Source organism: Arthrobacter sp. 01T428, from assembly GCF_056398685.1.
On the sequence record NZ_JBFTPW010000036.1, the window covers coordinates 1 to 17,613 of the forward strand.

18 protein-coding genes and 1 tRNA gene are annotated in these 17,613 nt (G+C 63.1%); 5 read left to right on the forward strand and 14 right to left on the reverse strand.

Annotated elements, in window-relative coordinates; translation table 11 throughout:
• Positions 1-220: 220 nt before the first annotated feature.
• Positions 221-958 carry a zinc ribbon domain-containing protein gene (locus tag AC1DJB_RS23245; protein ID WP_284991174.1) on the reverse strand — a complete coding sequence of 246 codons (738 nt, stop codon included), beginning with the start codon at positions 956-958 and terminating at the stop codon, positions 221-223.
• 110 nt (positions 959-1,068) lie between these two features.
• Positions 1,069-1,980, reverse strand: a complete 912-nt coding sequence (locus tag AC1DJB_RS23250; RefSeq protein ID WP_284991172.1) for a Nif3-like dinuclear metal center hexameric protein — start codon at positions 1,978-1,980, stop codon at positions 1,069-1,071.
• Between the two features lie 145 nt (positions 1,981-2,125).
• On the opposite strand from AC1DJB_RS23250, the gene msrA reads away from it, so the two are divergent.
• From msrA to epsC, 3 genes are all read left to right on the forward strand, one after another.
• Positions 2,126-2,650, forward strand: coding sequence for a peptide-methionine (S)-S-oxide reductase MsrA (gene msrA / locus AC1DJB_RS23255; protein WP_059387765.1), 525 nt, complete (start codon positions 2,126-2,128; stop codon positions 2,648-2,650).
• 75 nt (positions 2,651-2,725) lie between these two features.
• Positions 2,726-3,661, forward strand: coding sequence for a cysteine synthase A (gene cysK / locus AC1DJB_RS23260; protein WP_059387764.1), 936 nt, complete (start codon positions 2,726-2,728; stop codon positions 3,659-3,661).
• Between the two features lie 50 nt (positions 3,662-3,711).
• Positions 3,712-4,296 carry a serine O-acetyltransferase EpsC gene (epsC, locus tag AC1DJB_RS23265; protein ID WP_059387763.1) on the forward strand — a complete coding sequence of 195 codons (585 nt, stop codon included), beginning with the start codon at positions 3,712-3,714 and terminating at the stop codon, positions 4,294-4,296.
• Here epsC and AC1DJB_RS23270 read toward each other — a convergent pair.
• The gene (locus tag AC1DJB_RS23270) at positions 4,293-5,126 is read right to left on the reverse strand and encodes an oxidoreductase (protein ID WP_307055053.1); all 834 of its coding nucleotides are present in this window, start codon (positions 5,124-5,126) and stop codon (positions 4,293-4,295) included. The genes epsC and AC1DJB_RS23270 overlap by 4 nt on opposite strands.
• 170 nt (positions 5,127-5,296) lie before the next feature.
• Positions 5,297-6,733 carry an NADP-dependent phosphogluconate dehydrogenase gene (gndA, locus tag AC1DJB_RS23275; protein ID WP_306959365.1) on the reverse strand — a complete coding sequence of 479 codons (1,437 nt, stop codon included), beginning with the start codon at positions 6,731-6,733 and terminating at the stop codon, positions 5,297-5,299.
• A gap of 233 nt (positions 6,734-6,966) precedes the next feature.
• Between gndA and AC1DJB_RS23280 the strand changes: the two genes are divergently transcribed.
• Positions 6,967-7,695 carry a FadR/GntR family transcriptional regulator gene (locus AC1DJB_RS23280; RefSeq protein WP_059387761.1) on the forward strand — a complete coding sequence of 243 codons (729 nt, stop codon included), beginning with the start codon at positions 6,967-6,969 and terminating at the stop codon, positions 7,693-7,695.
• Positions 7,696-7,735: 40 nt separating this feature from the next.
• On the opposite strand, the gene AC1DJB_RS23285 is transcribed toward AC1DJB_RS23280, so the two are convergent.
• From AC1DJB_RS23285 to AC1DJB_RS23295, 3 genes are read right to left on the reverse strand one after another with little or no spacing between them, the layout of a single operon-like run.
• Positions 7,736-8,794, reverse strand: a complete 1,059-nt coding sequence (locus AC1DJB_RS23285; protein ID WP_476910951.1) for an L-idonate 5-dehydrogenase — start codon at positions 8,792-8,794, stop codon at positions 7,736-7,738.
• A complete protein-coding gene (locus tag AC1DJB_RS23290; protein WP_078108638.1) occupies positions 8,794-9,564 on the reverse strand; it encodes an SDR family oxidoreductase in 771 nt (256 codons plus the stop codon). Before AC1DJB_RS23290 ends, AC1DJB_RS23285 begins: the two co-directional genes overlap by 1 nt.
• On the reverse strand, positions 9,561-10,490 hold the full coding sequence (locus AC1DJB_RS23295) for an NAD(P)-dependent oxidoreductase (RefSeq protein ID WP_441438447.1): 930 nt from the start codon (positions 10,488-10,490) through the stop codon (positions 9,561-9,563). The genes AC1DJB_RS23290 and AC1DJB_RS23295 overlap by 4 nt, the downstream gene beginning before the upstream one ends.
• A gap of 71 nt (positions 10,491-10,561) precedes the next feature.
• On the opposite strand from AC1DJB_RS23295, the gene AC1DJB_RS23300 reads away from it, so the two are divergent.
• The gene (locus AC1DJB_RS23300; RefSeq protein WP_332603578.1) at positions 10,562-11,629 is read left to right on the forward strand and encodes a D-2-hydroxyacid dehydrogenase; all 1,068 of its coding nucleotides are present in this window, start codon (positions 10,562-10,564) and stop codon (positions 11,627-11,629) included.
• Between the two features lie 175 nt (positions 11,630-11,804).
• Here the strand turns inward: AC1DJB_RS23300 and AC1DJB_RS23305 are convergent, their stop codons facing one another.
• From AC1DJB_RS23305 to AC1DJB_RS23335, 7 genes are all read right to left on the reverse strand, one after another.
• Positions 11,805-13,121 carry an MFS transporter gene (locus tag AC1DJB_RS23305; RefSeq protein ID WP_172465496.1) on the reverse strand — a complete coding sequence of 439 codons (1,317 nt, stop codon included), beginning with the start codon at positions 13,119-13,121 and terminating at the stop codon, positions 11,805-11,807.
• Positions 13,122-13,311: 190 nt separating this feature from the next.
• On the reverse strand, positions 13,312-14,109 hold the full coding sequence (locus AC1DJB_RS23310; protein ID WP_284991164.1) for an IclR family transcriptional regulator: 798 nt from the start codon (positions 14,107-14,109) through the stop codon (positions 13,312-13,314).
• A gap of 288 nt (positions 14,110-14,397) precedes the next feature.
• Positions 14,398-14,925, reverse strand: coding sequence for a methyltransferase family protein (locus AC1DJB_RS23315; protein ID WP_476910952.1), 528 nt, complete (start codon positions 14,923-14,925; stop codon positions 14,398-14,400).
• Between the two features lie 117 nt (positions 14,926-15,042).
• A tRNA-Val gene (locus AC1DJB_RS23320) sits at positions 15,043-15,115 on the reverse strand.
• Positions 15,116-15,196: 81 nt separating this feature from the next.
• Positions 15,197-16,129 carry a Sir2 family NAD-dependent protein deacetylase gene (locus AC1DJB_RS23325; RefSeq protein WP_284991162.1) on the reverse strand — a complete coding sequence of 311 codons (933 nt, stop codon included), beginning with the start codon at positions 16,127-16,129 and terminating at the stop codon, positions 15,197-15,199.
• A gap of 5 nt (positions 16,130-16,134) precedes the next feature.
• Positions 16,135-16,638: a peroxiredoxin gene (locus AC1DJB_RS23330; RefSeq protein ID WP_370872095.1), complete on the reverse strand. Its 504-nt coding sequence runs from the start codon at positions 16,636-16,638 to the stop codon at positions 16,135-16,137.
• Positions 16,635-17,057: a DUF3052 domain-containing protein gene (locus AC1DJB_RS23335; RefSeq protein WP_059387755.1), complete on the reverse strand. Its 423-nt coding sequence runs from the start codon at positions 17,055-17,057 to the stop codon at positions 16,635-16,637. Before AC1DJB_RS23335 ends, AC1DJB_RS23330 begins: the two co-directional genes overlap by 4 nt.
• Positions 17,058-17,613 lie beyond the last annotated feature (556 nt).

Here is a 17,613-nt window from a genome sequence, read left to right on the forward strand (position 1 = left end):
ATTCCGATTCCGCCGGGCCACAGGCCCCGCAGCGCCGCCCCCGGCACCAGGGATACCCCTCATGCCAGGCCGGCGCTGCGCGGCCGCCCGGCGACAATGGCCCGGTCCGGACGGGCAGGGAACGAACGCCCTCACTTCATATCGTCTAACTAGCACTAGATGTCGTTTTGACGCCTCATAACGGCACTAACTGCGAGCTAGTTGGGTGGGGAACAGGCGGTTAGTTCCACTCGGCGGAGCGCACCAGGATGCAGCCGGAGTCGGGGCAGAACACGATCTCGTCCTCGGCCGCGGCCTTGACCTCGGCGAGGTCGCCGGGGCTGAGCGTCATTCCCGAGCCTTCGGACTTGCCGTGGAAAAGCCGGGCGGCCCCCACACCGCGCTTGGCAAGGGTCTTTTCGTAGATGGCCAGCATCCCGGCGTCGAGCCCTTCGGCGAAGCCGGTCCTCTGGGCGCGTACATCCGTCTCTTCGGAAACAATCTCGGCGATCGCGGCGTCCAGCTCGGCACGGATCCCGGAGAAGGACCCCTGGATATCATCGACGATCTGCTGTTGCGCCGCTTGGCGCTCCCGGAGTCCGTCCAGGCGTTCGAGGATTTCCAGCTCGACATCCTCAAGGTCCGAACGGCGCTTGTTCAGTGATGCGATGTCGCTTTGCAGCGCGACGAGGTCCTTGGAAAGTCCGGTGCCGCTGTTCAACCTGGCTTCGTCCCGTGCAATGCGGCTAGCCACTTGCTCGACGTCGGCCTCAGACCTGCGCAGCTCTGTTTCGGCGTCGTGGACGGCAAGTTTCGCGGTTCCAAGGGCACCGTTGGCCACACTGAGGGCGTCCTGAAGATCAGTGATGCGGGGGTCTGTCTCCAACGTGCGGCGGCGGTTCGCCAAGGATTTGAGCTTCGCATCCAACCCCTGCAGTTCGAGCAATTTCAACTGTTCCGCCGGTGCTGCCTTGGCCACGCTTACCTCCGCTTGATCGTGCCAGGGTTGGTATTCAGCCCCAGCCAGGCCTTGGGCCTGTTTGTCTCGACTCTATCGCCTAGAGCGCTCCCCTGCCTCGCCCGCCAGGCCTAGCCGGGAGTCAGAATGAAGTCCCACGGATCGCTGTTGGTGGTTGCCACACGGATCTCGACGTCGTGGCCTTGGTCCGCGAGCACGTTGCCGAGCGCTTCGGCCGCGGCGGGCAACCAGAGCCACTCGCTCGCGAAATGCGATACGTCAACAAGGTACGGCCTCCCGTCAACGGCAGCTTCGCGCGCCTCGGACGCCGGGTGGTGCCGCATATCCGCGGTGACGTAGATGTCCGCCTGGCTGGCCCGGACGGCGTCGAAGAGGCTGTCTCCGGCGCCGCCGCAAACGGCCACACGGCGCACCAGCCCGTCCTTGTCCCCGGCGACCCGCACGCCGCCGGCCACCGAAGGCAGGATCTCGAACACCCGCGCGGCAAAGTCTCCCAGGGTCATGAGTTCGGGCAAGTCGCCGACCCGGCCGATCCCCTCTTCCGGCAGGCCGTGGGCCGCAGGCGCCAGCGGGACAACGTTGTCCAGCCCGAACGCGTCGGCGAGGACATCGGAAACGCCACCGACGGCGGAGTCCCCGTTGGTGTGCACGGTCAGCAGCCCGGTACCGGACTCAATGAGCCGATGGACGGCGAGGCCCTTGGCGCTCGTGGCAGCAACGGAGGTGACGCCCTTGAGCAGCAACGGATGGTGCGTCACGAGGAGCTCGGCGCCCCATTCAATGGCCTCTTCAATGGCGGCGAGGGTCGGATCCACGGCGAACATGACCTTCGTGACGGTAGCGGTTGGCCGTCCGACAACCAGTCCTACCTCGTCCCATTCCTCGGCAAGCGATTCCGGCCAGAGCTCCTCCACTGCCAAGAGGACCTGACCGAGCGTGGGGGTACCTGGCGTCCCGGCTGCACCGTTCTCCGATTCTTCCCCGGATCCCGTATCTGCAACCGCGGTGTTCACAGCTTCCATACATTACATTCTTGCGCATCCGGCGGCCAAGTCGCGCTTGCGGCCATCGGACTGTTTGAGATTGTGCCACCGGCGGGATCTGCTCCGTCACACTCCCGTAAGGTTGTGCGGGAATCATCCAGGACTCCCGGCCATTGAAGAGATCATGAAAACTTTTGTACTTGGCGGAGGCTGCTTCTGGTGCCTCGACGCTGTCTATCAGAAGACCAAGGGCGTCAGTTCCGTGGTTTCCGGCTACACGGGCGGGCACATCCGCAACCCTGACTATTACGACGTCTGCTCCGGAATGACGGGTCACGCAGAGGTCGTCGCAGTGACTTTCGACGAGGACATCATTCCGGCGGACATCATCCTCGACATGTTCTTCGCCTTGCACGATCCCACCACGCTCAACCGCCAGGGCTACGACGTCGGAACCCAGTACCGTTCCTCGATGTTCTACACCACCACTGAAGAAAAGATCCTCTTCGAGGAAGCCATCCTCCGGAACCAGGAACTGTGGTCCAAGCCGATTGTGACCGAGGTGAGCAGGCTGCCGGAATTCTACGAAGCCGAGTCCATCCACCAGGACTACTACGCCAAGTTCCCCGAGCAAGGTTATTGCCAGGTCATCATCAACCCGAAGCTCGCCAAGGCCCGGAAATATTACTCTTCGTGGCTCCGCGCGTAGCAGCGTGTAGCACCGCTCGTTAGGCTGACCTCAGCAGTAGCTATTTCAGCGAATTCAGAGAATAGGCATGATTACATGGCACGGATCTACGACGACGTCACCCAGCTGATCGGCGGAACCCCCCTGGTCCGCTTGAACAGGCTCACCGAAGGCTTGGACGCCACGGTTGCCGTGAAGCTGGAGTTCTACAACCCCGCCAACAGCGTCAAAGACCGTATCGGCGTGGCGATTGTCGACGCCGCCGAGAAGTCCGGTGCGCTGAAGCCGGGCGGCACCATCGTCGAAGGAACGTCGGGCAACACCGGCATCGCGCTGGCCCTGGTCGGTGCGGCACGCGGTTACAAGGTCATTCTGACGATGCCGGAAACCATGTCCACCGAGCGCCGCGTCATGCTGCGCGCCTACGGTGCGGAGATTGTGCTGACCCCCGGCTCTGAAGGCATGCGCGGCGCCGTCGAGAAGGCACAGGAGATCGTCGCTAACACGGAGAACTCCATCTGGGCCCAGCAGTTCGCCAACGAGGCAAACCCGGCAATCCACCGCGCCACCACGGCCGAGGAAATCTGGGCGGACACCGAAGGCGGAGTGGACATCTTCGTCGGCGGCGTCGGCACCGGCGGCACCATCACCGGCGTCGGACAGGTCCTGAAGGAGCGCAAGCCCGAAATCCAGATCGTGGCCGTTGAGCCCAAGGACTCCCCCATCCTGAACGGCGGCGCCCCGGGCCCGCACAAGATCCAGGGTCTCGGCGCGAACTTCATTCCGGAAATCCTTGACACCAACGTCTACGACGAGGTCCTCGACGCAACCCTTGAGGACTCCGTGGCCACCGCACGCGCCCTCGGCACCAAGGAAGGCATCCTGGGCGGCATCTCGGCCGGCGCGGCTGTCTGGGGTGCGCTGGAGCTCGCGAAGCGTCCGGAGAACAAGGACAAGCTCATCGTGGCAATCGTTCCCGACTTCGGCGAACGTTACATCTCTACGGTGCTTTTTGACGATATTCGCGGCTGATTGCGGACCCCGCGCAACCGCTTTCTTTCATTTCCTGTAGAAAGGTCTTTGTGAGCTTCTTCGCAAGACTTATGGAGGACCTCGAGGCCGCCCGGTCACATGACCCGGCGGCCCGAGGCTCCTTTGAGAACTTTTTTGCCTACTCCGGCCTGCATGCCATCTGGGCGCATCGCCTGACGCACAAATTGTGGCAAAACCCCGAGCTACGCTTCCCGGCGCGGCTCATTTCCCAGCTTGCCCGGTTCCTGACCGGGATCGAGATCCACCCCGGTGCTACCATCGGCCGCAGGTTCTTCATCGACCACGGCATGGGTGTGGTGATCGGTGAGACGGCCGAGATCGGCGAAGACGTCATGATCTACCACGGCGTGACGCTGGGTGGCCGTTCCTTGGCCAAGGTCAAGCGCCACCCCACCATCGGAGACCGCGTCACCATCGGAGCCGGGGCCAAGGTCCTTGGTCCCATCACCATCGGCGCGGACAGTGCCATCGGCGCCAACGCCGTCGTGGTCAAGGACGCACCGCCTGAGTCGATCATCACCGGTGTGCCCGCAACGTGGCGGCACCGTGATGCCAAGAGCGAAACGAAACCCGCCGTCGACCCCGCCGAGTACTACATCGAATACCGGATCTAGCCGGAAAAACGTTTGTAGGCGTTCCAGAAAACCGTGTCGAAGGCCCGGTCGGGAAGCACCCTCCGCAAGGCCAGAATGGTCCAGGCTCCCCTGCCCACCGGGTATCGGGTCCTGGGCCTTCCCGATGTTGCCGCGTGCACGATAGCGCGGGCCACGGTACGCGGGCGGGTCGAAAGCGCAGTCCCCGACGTCGACGCCAATGCAGCCGCCACGATCCCGGCCTGCCCGCGATACGGTCCGTGTCCCGAGACAGTCAGCAGGCTCTCCCCCGCGATGGTTCCCCATTCCGTGTCCGTGCCCGCGGGCTCAATGATTGCCACGTCGATGCCATGGGGCTTTAGTTCAAGGCGCAGGGAGTCGCTGAGGCCCTCGACGGCGAATTTTGTTGCGTGGTACCAGGCGCCAAGGGGTTCATACATTTTGCCGCCGATCGAGGACACGTTGATGATCCTGCCGGAAGCCGCAGCACGCATCACGGGAATCACCAGCTGGGACATCCGGGCGAGGCCGAAGACGTTGACCTCGAACTGGCGCCGGCCCTCATCCAGCGGCACCTCTTCCAAGGAACCATAGGACCCGTATCCGGCGTTGTTGACCAGTACGTCGATCCGTCCCTGCTCTGCCAGGACAAGATCCACGGCGGCCTTCATCGAGTCATCCTCGGTGACATCCAGGGACAACACCTTGATTCCGTGGGCTTTGAGCGGTTCCATCTTTTCGACCCGCCGAGCGCCCGCGTACACGACCATTCCCGCCTTGCTGAGCTCGACGGCGGCTTCGAAACCGATTCCGGTTGACGCACCTGTGACAAATGCGACGCGTTGCGGCATGGACTGCTCCTCGTGTGACGGGGTTGAATGTGCACGACCCGCCTACGGCAAAGGCCGGCGCCTCCACAGTAACGCGGAAGTGCCGGCCTTTGTCATGAACCGAGTGGGGCAGCAGGGTCAGTCTTTACCTACGTGGCTTGGAGTCGACACGAAAGGGCCTGCCCCAATCGCTAGTGGGTGTCGACTGCCGAGATCTCGGACTTGTCTTCGCCCCACAGGGTGTGGAAGGTACCCTCGGCGTCAACGCGGCCGTAGGTGTGCGCTCCGAAGAGGTCGCGCTGTCCCTGAATGACTGCTGCAGCGAGGCGCTTGCGGCGAAGTCCGTCGTAGTAGGCCAGCGAGGAGGAGAACACCGGAACCGGGATGCCCAGCTGGACAGCCGTTGCCACCACGCGGCGCCATGCCGGCAGCGCGCCGGCGATCGCCTTGGTGAAGGCCGGAGCGAACAGCAGGTTGGCCGGCTTCTCCACGGCAGCGTAGGCGTTGGTGATCTCCTTGAGCAGCTCGGCCCGGATGATGCAGCCGCCGCGCCACAGGGAGGCGATTTCATCGAGCTTGAGGTCCCAGCCGTATTCCTTTGCGGCGGAGGTCAGCATGTCCAGGCCCTGGGCGTAAGAAACCAGCTTGGAGGCGTACAGCGCCTGGCGCACGTCCTCGACGAAGTTCTCGGGGACCTCGACGGCGATTTCCTCGCCGGCGAGCAGCTCCTGGCCAAGCTTGCGCTGTTCTGTCTGGGAAGAGAGGGCACGCGCGAAGACGGACTCGGCGATGCCCGAAACCGGGGAGCCGAGCTCGAGGGCGGAGATGACCGTCCAGCGGCCGGTGCCCTTCTGGCCGGCAGCGTCCACGACGACGTCGACGAACGGCTTGCCCGTCTTGGCGTCGACGTGCCCGAGGACCTCTGCGGAGATCTCGATCAGGAAGGAAGCAAGTTCGCCCTTGTTCCATTCGGCGAAGATCTTGGACTGCTCGGCCGGCTCGATGCCGGCGCCGGAGCGCAGGAGATCGAAGGCTTCGCCGATAACCTGCATGTCGGCGTATTCGATGCCGTTGTGGACCATCTTGACGAAGTGGCCGGCGCCGTCGGTGCCGATCCAGGCGCAGCAGGGCTGGCCGTCAACCTTGGCGGAGATCTTTTCGAGCAGCGGGCCCAAAGCGTCGTAGGACTCCTTCGAACCACCGGGCATGATGGAGGGGCCGTTCAGGGCGCCCTCTTCGCCGCCGGAAACACCGACGCCCACGAAGTGCAGGTCCTTCTCGGCCAGCGCGGATTCGCGGCGGCGGGTGTCCTCGTAGTGCGAGTTGCCGGCGTCGATCACGATATCGCCGGGCTCGAGCAAGGGAACGAGCTGGTCGATGACGGCGTCAACCGGCTTGCCGGCCTTCACCATGATCAGGACGCGGCGGGGCTTCTCGAGGGAGTCCACGAGTTCCTGGAGGGTTTCCGTGCGGATGAAGTCGCCGTCCGTGCCATGCTTGGCCAGCAGGGCGTCGGTCTTTTCGACGGAGCGGTTGTGGAGGGCAACGGTGAAGCCGTTGCGGGCCAGGTTGCGGGCCAGATTGGCGCCCATCACCGCGAGGCCGGTGACACCGATGTGTGCTGACATCAAAACTCCAATTCATTCTTGTGCATCGAGTCCTGCTAGGAGCGAGGAAACGCTTTCTAGAGCAGTAGCTGGAATAAACCATACGTATTCGGACCACGTCTGGGAAAGTTGCGCCCACGTTTTGGAAACGTCCGCGTCACAAAAGAGTCTATGTTGCGAGCTCGTGCTGTGGGGAGTTCACCGTCGCTCGGGCTTCCAGTGGCGGAACCATCAACGCCACTATGCTTACGACTATGTCAACCAGTCTCCACTACCGCGCTGTCGAGCATCTGGGTACCCGGATCGTCGGCGGTAAGCTCCCTACCGGTCACGTCATGTTGGCTGAACACCTTGAGGACGAGCTCAAAGTGTCGCGGTCGGTGGTGCGTGAGGCTGTCAGGGTGCTGCAGTCTTTGGGACTGGTGGAAACCATCAAGCGTGTTGGCATCCGTGTCCTCCCCGCGCACCGCTGGAATCCCTTCGATCCGCTGGTCATCCGTTGGCGGCTGGCCGGAGAAGGCCGCGGCGCCCAGTTGCGCTCCCTCGCCGAACTCCGCTCCGCCGTCGAGCCCGTAGCGGCGGAACTGGCCGCGGAAAACGCTCCGGAGTCCCTGCGCAGCGAACTGGTGGACATTTCCCTGGCTATGCGGGAAGCAGGCCGTGCGGGCGACATGCCCACCTTCCTGGACCTCGACATCCGCTTTCACGCCCTGGTGCTCTCCGGTTCCGGCAATGAAATGTTCGCGAACCTGATCGGGCAGGTCACTGAGACACTCACCGGCCGGACCGTTCACGGCCTCATGCCGGAACATCCGAAGGAAGCGGCCCTGCAATGGCACCTGGATGTAGCCCAAGGCATCCGGGACCGAGACGGCGACAAGGCCCGCGAGGCCGCCTCCAACATCATGCGGGAGACCATCGCGGACCTGTCACCAGACTGGGAAGGCCAGCCACGGGTATTTGTTCCAGTCGAGCGGCGCTGACGGCTGAACGCCCGCGCCGCCCGACTCATCGGCTGAGAGCCTATGCCACAGGCTGGAAGTTCAGCAGGACCTTCCCCGATTCGGCCGAGTTCTTGGCCACTTCGAAGGCCTCCAATCCACGGTCCAGCGTGAATTCGTGCGTCACCACCGGGTCCACGTAGAGCGAACCGTCCGCAAGGGCGGCAATGACCTCGTCGATCTCGTTGTTGAAACGGAATGAGCCCAGCAGTTCGAGCTCGCGGGTGATGGCCAGCGAAATGAAGACCGGCTGCGGTCCGGAGGGCAGCAACCCGACCATAACCACTTTCCCGCCGCGGACTGCGCCCTTGATGGCCGATGCCAGTCCGAAGTGGCTGCCGGAAGACTCGATGACGACGTCGGCTTCCACCGCGGCGATCGCCTCGGCGTCGTCACCCTTGAGGACCTCGTCGGCGCCCACTGCGCGCGCGATCTCAAGAGGTTTGTCGTGCATGTCGACGGCCACGATCCGGGCTGCCCCCGCGCGCTTGAGGACGGCAACTGCCAGCGCGCCGATCGGACCGCTTCCGATCACCAGCGCCGTCTTCCCGGCAACGTCCCCTGCGCGGGCGACGGCGTGCCAGGCGACACTGGCCGGTTCCACAAGCGCCGCCGTGCGCAAGTCCAGCGTGGCCGGGAGGGCCCGGAGCATGCGGGACGGCAGGGTGGCGTAGCGGCTGAAGGCGCCGTCCGTGTGCGGGTACCGCGCGGCGCTCCCGAGGTAGGTGCAGCCCGGGGAGAGGTTGGGCCGGTCTTCCGGATACTTGGCGGCACCCGGGGCCGGCGTCGCGGGGTGGACGGCGACGGGCGTTCCGGCTGCCGGGCCGCTGCCGTCCGCGGCCTGCTGGACAACGGTCCCGACGATTTCGTGACCGAGCACCATCGGAGCCTTGAGGATCGATTCCCCCGCCGCGCCATGGAGCCAGTAGTGCAGGTCCGAGCCACAGATGCCCCCATAGGCGATCTCGACAACGGCCTGGTCCGGGGCGGGAACAACGAGGGCTATGTCCTCGATGCGAAGGTCGCCGGCCGCGTGCGCCACGACCGCGGGTGAAGACTGCGGAAGCTGGAAAGCGCTCATTAGACGACCACCGTCATTCCGCCGTCGACGAAGATCGTCTGGCCGTTGACGAAGTTCGACGCCTCGGAGGCAAGCCAGACTGCCGGACCGGCGAGATCCGCCACGGTGCCCCACCGGTGGGCGGGCGTCCGGCCGAGGATCCAGGAGTTGAAGTCGGGATCGTCCACGAGGTTCTGGGTCATCTCGGTGTGGATGTAACCGGGGGCGATGCCGTTGATCTGAAGGCCGGAGGCCGCCCATTCCGCGGTCATGGCGCGCGTCAGGTTGCGCAGCCCGCCCTTCGCGGCGACATAGGGGGCGATCGTTGGACGTGCCAGGTCAGTCTGCACGGAGCAGATGTTGATGATCTTGCCGCGGCCCCGCGGGATCATGTGACGGGCGGCTTCGCGCCCTACGAGGAAGGCGCTCGTGAGGTCGGTGGTGATGACCCGCTCCCAGTCCTTCACATCCAGGTCCAGCATCGGAACCCGGTGCTGGATACCGGCGTTGTTGACGAGGATATCGAGGGGGCCGACGTTCTCCTCGACCCAGGCGATGCCCCGGGCCGCTTCAGTATCGCTGGTGACGTCGAACGCACAACTGTGGATCCGGCCGGGCCCGAAATCCGCCGCCATGGCGGCTTCCGCGTCCTTGAGCCGTTCCGTGTTGATGCCGTTGAGGACAACGGTGGCACCGGCGTCGGCCAATCCGCGGGCCAGCGCATTGCCGATGCCGCGGCTGGATCCGGTCACGAGCGCAACGCGCCCGGTGAGATCAAAGAGTCCACTCATGGTTGTTTCCTTACGTAGTTCAAAGGGCTGACGGAAGAGTCGCTGAGGTTGGCGATGGCCTGGCGGACAACTGCGAGGTCCTGGTCGCCAAGGCCCTGATCAATCAGTTCGCGGTAGAGTTCGACGCCGGCAGCCGCCATCGGGACAGCGGCACCGGCCGCTTCGGCGCTTTCGAGCACGAACCTGAGGTCCTTGTGCATGAACTTCGCGGGACCGGTGGGCGCGTAATCCTTGGCTGCCAGGCGCGGGCCGACAATCTCCAGGACCCGGCTTCCGGCTAGTCCGCCGGCCAGGACATCGAAAAGGGCAGAAGCATCCATGCCCGAGCGCTCGGCGAGTTCAGCGGCTTCCGCGAGGGCCGCCGTCGTAGTCCCGACAATCAGTTGGTTGCATGCCTTTGCCAGCGATCCGGCACCCAAGTTGCCCATGCGGCGGACCGTGGTCCCCATGGATTGGAGCACGGGAAGCGATCGCTGGAAGTCTTCTTCGCCGGCTCCCACCATGATGGCCAGCGTGCCGTCCTGCGCACCTTTGGTGCCCCCGCTGACCGGTGCATCGACGACGACGGCGTTCCCGCCGCTTGCGCTATGGACCGTCCGGCCGAATTCCTGCACGGCGGCCGGAGACACGCTGCTCATGATGATGATCGTGGTCCCCGGAAGCGGCGCGTCCGAGCGCCAGGACTCGAGCAACGGCGCGGCGGCATCCAGGATGTAGGAGAGATCCGGAAGCATGAAAATGATGACGGGCTGGTCCCGGAGTCCGGCAACCGACTCCGAACGATTTCCGCCGAGCTTCTCCAACTCGGCGAGCGCTTCGGCGGAACGGTTCCACGCAGTCACTTCCCAGCCGTTGCCGAGCAGATTGGCTGCCATGGGGAAGCCCATCAGCCCGAGTCCCACAAAACCTGCGGTCTTGGCGGTCATCTTTCGCATACACCTCACTTCTTTGTGGTTCATCTTTCAAAAACTGTTCAATATCCTAGCCTCAATTCAGTATGATGAACACCATGACGACTGATGAACTCACCATCGCGATCGCAGTCCCGCTCGAAGCCGAGCATGTGGAGCGTATCCGCGCAGTAGATCCGAGCATCACGGTGCTCTACGAACCCGAGCTTCTTCCTCCGGAACGCTTCCCTGCCGACCACTCGGGCGATCCGGACTTCAAGCGGACTCCCGAACAAGAGGAACGCTACTGGTCCATGTTGAACAAGGCCCAGATCCTGTACGGCTTCCCCAACGAGAATCCGGCCGGCCTGGCCCGCATCGCACAGAGCAACCCGCACCTGCAGTGGATCCACGCCATGGCCGCAGGTGCCGGTGGCGCCGTGAAGGCCTCGGGGCTTGACAGCGAGACCCTGCAGAAGTTCAAGGTCACCACGTCGGCAGGCGTCCATGCCCTTCCGCTGGCCGAGTTCGCAGCCCTGGGCATCCTCAACGGCTTCAAGCGCAGCGGGGAACTTGCACAGGACCAGGCTGCCAAGGTCTGGCCCGAGTTGCGCACCCCCACCAAACTTGTGAACGGCTCCAAGCTGGTCATCACGGGTCTCGGCGAAATCGGCCTTGAGACCGCCCGCATCGCCCGCGCCCTTGGAATGAAGGTGAGCGGAACCAAGCGGAACGTCGAAGCGATCGACGGAATCGACGAGGTCGCGGACAACGATGGCCTGGCCGGACTCCTTGCCACGGCCGACGCCGTTGTCAACACCCTCCCGGGCACTCCCTACACTGAGAAACTCTTCAACCACGAGGTCTTCTCGGCGATGAAGCCTGGCGCGGTCTTCGTCAACGTTGGCCGCGGAACCGTGGTTGACGAAGACGCGCTCCTCGAAGCCTTGGACAACGGCCAAGTGTCCTACGCCTGCCTGGACGTTTTCGCGGTCGAGCCACTCCCCCAGGACAGCCCGCTGTGGAACCACCCGAAGGTCATGGTCTCGCCGCACACCTCGGCACTCAGTGCCGCGGAGAACCGCCTCATCGCCGAACGCTTCGCCAGCAACCTGCGTACGTTCCTCGACGGCGGGGAACTCCCCCACCTTGTGGACACGGTGCACTTCTACTAAACCGCCGGCTTCCCAGCGCCATCGTGGCGGCCCCTCCGGTTTCCGGAGGGGCCGCTTTGCTGTATGGGGCGGGTTTGCCGGGGGTTATCCGGGGGTAGGGCACGAAAAAGCGACGGTCCCCTCCGCACCTAGGAGGGGACCGTCGCTGCTTGCGTACCTCGTGGTACGGGACTTCTTACTTCGCATCCTCCAGGGAGAGAAGGTCACGGCCGGCTGTTTCCGGTGTGAAGAACGTGGTGATGTATGAAATCAGCGCGAGGACCAGCGAGTAAACCGCCAGGACCACCCAGGAGTTGCCCGTCGCAGCAAGGAGCGCGACGCCAACCAGGGGCACGAGTCCGCCGGCCAGGACAGCAGAGAGTTCGCGGCTCAATGCCACACCGGTGAAACGGTACTGCGAGCCGAACAATTCCGGCAGTAGCGGGCACTGCGGACCAAGCATTGACTGCACGCCAAGGGCGATGCCGACAACCATGACGGCCCACACGAGGGTCACGTTGCCGAGGGTCACCAAGTAGAACGCGGGAATAGCGAAGATCGCCTGGAACAGTGCCCCATAGCGGTAGACCTTGACTCGACCAATACGGTCAGACAAGGCGCCGAAGGTGACCACCATGACGGCGGCGAATCCAGCGGCGATCAGCAAGCCGACCGGGCCGATGAACTTGTCGCCAGGGAAGACACCTTCCTTGACGGACATGAAGGAGATGAGCAAGGCAGAGTAGATCGAGGAGTTGCCGTTCTCACCCATGCGGAGACCGATGCCTACGAGCACATTCTTTTTGGAGTGCTTCCAGAGCTCACCAACGGGGTTCTTCACCACGTTCTTGTGCTTCTCAAGCTCCTGGAACACCGGGGTTTCCTTCAGCTTCAGACGGATGAAGATTGCCACGACGATCAGAATGATGCTCGCGAGGAAGGGCACGCGCCACAACCAACCTTCGAGTACGCCCTTATTGGCCATGCCAATGAGCGCAAAGGTGCCGGCGCCGAGGAGGGTTCCAAGTTGGATGCCCACGAACGGCAGCGAAGCGAAGTAGCCGCGGCGCTTAGGGGGTGCAACCTCGGAGATCAGCGTGGTTGCGCCAGCCTGTTCGGCTCCAGCTCCCAGGCCCTGGACAATACGGAGTGTCACCAGCAGGACAGCTCCGAGCATGCCCGCCTGGTCGAACGTCGGAAGCAAGCCGATCGCGAAGCTGGCAAGGCCCATCATGCCGATGGTCATCAGGAGGACCACCTTGCGGCCAAAGCGGTCTCCGATGAATCCGAAGAAAATGCCACCGAAGGGCCGCGCAGCGAATCCAACGCCATAGGTAGCGAAAGACGCGATCAATGCGCCGCTTTCACCCAAGGGCTTGAAGAACAGAGGTCCGAAGATCAGGGCCGAAGCCAGACCATAAATGTAGAAGTCGTAGTACTCCAGGGCGGATCCTACCGAGCTGGCAAGCGTTGCCCTTCGCAGCTGTTCCGGCTCAACTACTGCGCCGTCCATATCAGCAAGCTTTGTCTTAGTACGAGTTGTCACAAGCACTCCCTCAAGAACACTCCAGACCCCCGTTGGCCTGGCGAGATAGTGTCAGCCGCCATGGCGTGAATCACTATATTGAACAGAGTACAGCACGTTGTACAAGTTTCAAGTGGTGTAATCAGATTTATTTATGACCCCGTCGGGGCGGCCAGATCTATCCCATCGGGTTGCCCAGCGAGTGGGCGAGCTCCTTGAGTTCCTTCACCATGAGGGCAGCCTGTTCCTCGGAAAAAGTGGCCTTCAGGGCTGTCACCGAGAGACCGAGGCTGGGGCCATGCGCCCCGTGGGTGGGGACGGGCACGGCGAGGCAAACCACGCCTAGTGTGGATTCCTCATCCTCCAGGGCGTAGCCCTGCTTGCGGATCGCGACAACCTGGGCCTTGAGCTCGGCGGCACTCCGGAGGGACTTCGGGGTCATGACAGGCAGTTCCACGTCGTCCGGGAACATCGCCTCGATGTCATGGTCGTGAAGCTGGGCCAGGAGGACCTTTCCGACGGCGCTGAGGGAAAGCGGCATTTTGTCGCCGATGTTCGACGTGAGCCGGACGGCGGGGTGCCCTTCGTAGCGGGCCAGGTAGATGATGTGATCGCCGTCGATCATCGCGATCCGCACGGTTTCGCCGGAGAGCGTCGGCGCCTGTTCACAGAACTTGTAGAACTCCTGGACTTCGTCGAGCCGGCTAAGGTAGGCGGCGCCAAGTTCAACCAGTTTCCGGCCAAGTGAAAAATCGGCACCTTCGCGGGTAATCAGCCGGGCTTCCTCAAGAGCGAGCAGCAGGTTTGACGTGGAAGACTTCGGAATCCCGAGTTCCCTCGCAAGGTCACTGAGTGTCAGCCTGCCTGAAGGGGCCTCCGCCAAGGCATCAAGGACCGCAGCAGCGCGGGTCACGGCAGGCGCCGGCGAGGAGCTCCCCAAGCCTTCGGCGGAACGGGGGGTGCGGGAATCGGCCATGATTCTCCTTCGCGGTTCGTGCGTCTGGCGCAGAGTGGGCGCGTGCCAGAAAGAAACGCCACCCTGGGGCAGCGGAACTCCGGTCCGAGGCACAACGCTTGTTCAATCCACTGAACAACCACCATCATAGTGGCTTGGTGCTGGGATGAGACGCGCCGGACGGGGGATGGCTTCCTTTCCATATCCAGAAATTCTCTGTATATTCATCTATGAGCTCTCCACCGCGGCATCCCCCAATAGTCGCGGTGGAGAGCTTTTCCAATTCCCGGCACCGAATCCGAGCCGACGCTAGCCTGGCTGCTGCCAAGGAGTGAGCCGTGGCAGCCAGCGGGGGACGTTGGCACGGTAGTCCTCATACTCGGCGCCGAACTTGCGGGCCAGGGTGGGCTCCTCATACAACCTGACGAAAGCCACCACGGGAACTGCGCCCAAGGCCGCGAGGACGAACAGCTTTGGCTGTCCCAGCACGAGGCCCTGCCCGACGATCGCGGCGCCAATGCCCACGTAGATGGGATTCCGCACGAACCTGTAGAAACCACTGACCACAAGGTTCTTCGGCGGCGCAAAGGGCGCAGGCGTTCCCAATCCTTCAAGGGCGAACCGCGCGAAAGAATTGGTGATCACCGCCGCACCGGCGCCGATCAGCAGAACACCTGTGCACTGGGCCGCCAGTCCGCCCGGCACAGGCTGTTGCACCCTCCAGCGGGTCACAAACCATGGCAACAGACCGGCCGCGGTAGCCGGAGCGACGGCGAACACCGCCGTACCGATTTTCGCCAGCCTCTTGTCGCGCGCTGCATCTCCGGACGCTGTCATGCTGCCATTCTGAACCGGCAAACGACTGGCCACAACCATCGGGGCCCTAGGGCCCTGGAATAAAAAGAAAAGAGCCCCTGAGCTGCATTTCCGCAGTTCAGGAGCTCTTCTTCTCGGTGGGTCCTACCGGGATCGAACCGATGACATCCACGGTGTAAACGTGGCGCTCTACCAGCTGAGCTAAAGACCCAAAACACTGATTTCGGCACCCTCGGCGCTTCAACCAACGAACATGTACTCTACCGGATCAATCGCCCGGAACACTAATCGACTACTTGGATGGCAGCAGATCGGGAAGCTCAGCGGCAAGCCAGGCCAACGCGCCACTGACTCCTACTTCCACTTTGAGGTCCGCGAAACCGTCACCGCGGGTCGGTCCACGGTTGATGATCACTACCGGCTTGCCGAGTTTGGCTGCGTGCCGCACGAACCTCAGCCCGCTCATGACAGTCAACGAAGAACCCGCCACGAGCAACGCCCCGGCTTCGTCAACCATGGAATAGGCACGCTGGACCCGGCCCTTGGGCACATTTTCACCGAAGTACACGAAGTCGGGCTTGAGCGTCCCCCCGCACACGGGACAAACAGCGACGACGAAGGAACGGATGAGTTCGGGATCCTCCACCGAGGCATCGGCGTCCGGTGCCATTTCCACGACGCCAGAAGCCTGGGCGGCTTCGAGGAAACCGGGATTGATTTCCTCCAGAATCGATGCCACGAGCCGCCGGGTGAACACGTGCCCCTCATCAAGGCAGATCACGCGATCGTAGCGGCCGTGCAGGTCCACCACGTTGATGCTGCCGGCGTCCTCGTGCAGGCGGTCCACGTTCTGCGTGATGAGCCCCGTCATCAGCCCGCGCCGCTCAAGGAGGGCGACGGCGGCGTGCCCGGCATTGGGGTCCGCATGCCGGAGGTGCGACCATCCGAGGTGGTTCCTCGCCCAGTACCGGCGCCGGTTGGCCGGGCTTCCGATGAATTCCTGGTAGGTCATGGGATTCCGCGGCGCGGCTCCAGGGCCGCGGTAGTCAGGGATTCCGGAGTCCGTGCTCAGTCCGGCTCCGGTCAAGACAGCAAGCCGCTTGCCACCGAGAACCCCGGCGGCTCGGCGGAGAACGTCCACCTCGTCCGCATCCAACTCAACCGTTGAGGCCGGCGGAAGTATGGCGAAGCCAGTCATTCCGACGCCGGGCCGTTGGGCGCTCATCGCCGTTAGGCCTGGCCAAGTGCGGACAATGCCTCGCGGTATTCCGCCAGGTCGCGTGCCTGCCCGCGCGGATTGACGACGACGTAACGGATGATCCCCGCGGCATCGATGATGAAAGTGCCCCTCAACGACATGCCGGTAGCTGGATCAAACACGCCATACTTCTCGGCTACTTCCCCGTGCGGCCAGAAGTCGGCCAAGAGATCGAACTCGTAGCCTTCCTTTTCCGCATAAGCCCGCAAAGCGAACTTGCTGTCCACCGACACCCCGAGGACCGTGGCATTCGCATGTTGGAAAATACCCAGATTGTCGCGGATCTCGCACAGCTCCCCGGTGCAGATTCCAGAGAAGGCGAAGGGATAAAAGACCACCACCACGTTCCGGCCGCGAAGCCCGGACAAGCGGACCGGCTCCCCGAACTGGTTCACGAGCTCAAAGTCCGGGGCTTCCTGGCCCACAACGGGAACTCCCGGACGCAGCCCGGAAGGGTTCAACTTCGTGTGTGTCACTTGTTCTTCTTGCGCGCTACAAGCCGTGTTGCGCTCCAGTCCTTGGAGACGCCTGCGGAGGTAGTGCAGTGCAAGCCGGCGGTAGGAGCAGCGTCCTGAATATCCGAGGGCGAGACGTAGTTGTCGCGACCCGACTTGGGGGTCAGCACCCAGACCACACCGCCTTCACCCAAGGTGGTCAATGAATCAACTAGTGCGTCGACAAGGTCTCCATCACCATCGCGCCACCAGAAAATGACCGCATCCACTACCTCGTGATCGTCTTCGTCAAGCAGCTCGGAACCCGTGAGTTCCTCAATGTCATCACGCAAATCGAAATCGACATCATCGTCGTAACCGAGTTCCTGAATTAGATCCCCATCTTTGAAACCCAATCTTTCCGCCACATTTACCGATGTGGCGGCGTCGGCCTCGCTCACGTTTCCTCCTCTTGAAGTGATTTCGATTACTACAAGCCAACACCCTTTGGGCGTGTGCTTCAAGCCATTGTCCCGCGTTCCACCATTATCCGCGCCCCAGCCGCGGCTTAAACCATGGCCAGGATCGGGGCTACAGCCATGACTGCGGCTGCAACTGCCTACGATGTAACAGCTTGAGTGTGACATACAACGCCTTCACGACCGCGCGGCTACGCATCGCGGCTCGTACAAAGCTACAGTGGCCATTGAAGACTTTGGCTGCAGGGCAACCGCCCGCCGCGAATAGCGCAGCTTGAGCTCAAGAGAACCTGCCCGGCGCACATGACCGGGCTGTTGTAACCGATATGTCGCACACGCCGCGTTCATGACGGGCAGTTACCCTGCCGGACCTGAGGCGACGATGAATGCGCCAAAAGAGAGGTTGGACGTGGCTGCAGGAGAAGAGACCTCACACATCCTTAGCGGGTTGACTTCCCAGCTGCCTGATCGTGATCCGGAAGAGACTGCCGAGTGGGTTGAGTCTTTGGATGCGTTGATCAGGGAGCAGGGCACGGAG